General features: G+C 42.9%; 1 protein-coding gene. It reads left to right on the top strand.

The window, feature by feature from the left end; translation table 11 throughout:
- Positions 1-148 precede the first annotated feature (148 nt).
- On the top strand, positions 149-455 hold a 307-nt coding region (locus KJQ99_RS09710), incomplete at its 3' end, for a hypothetical protein (RefSeq protein ID WP_214150712.1).

Raw genomic sequence — 455 nt, 5'->3', positions numbered from 1 at the left:
GTCCGCATCGGTAAGAAGTGCCGTTACGCTGAGGAGCAAAGAGCCAAGATGGCAGAACGGCTGAAGGCTGCGATGGCGAAGGTGGCTAAAGAGGAATGATTTATCGAGCGAACTAAAAGCCCTTCTTGAGAAATCAGGCTTTCGAGACATGATTGTTGAACCGTTGGAAGATAGTGAGTGGTGCAGTATAACCACATCATCCATCGATGTTTGCGGGGACAACGTTGTCATCTACGCACGGCGAACGGACGGAATGATAGAATTAAGTGATCTCGGGGTAACGTATTTTAATATCGATGACGAATACAAATATATAATCAAAGTTGAATGCACAATCAAGCCCGAGCTCTATGACCTGCCAAAACACACTGAATTTTATACGGTCATAGAGTCACGTCAGAAACATTTATATTATGCTTTTACACGAAAAAAATGGGCTCTATCAAATATTAACA

Source organism: Campylobacter sp. 2018MI13, assembly GCF_018501135.1.
In the GTDB taxonomy this organism is placed as follows: Bacteria; Campylobacterota; Campylobacteria; order Campylobacterales; family Campylobacteraceae; genus Campylobacter_E.
The sequence above is the reverse complement of the archived record's forward strand: the minus strand, read 5'-3'. Positions and strand labels throughout refer to the sequence as shown.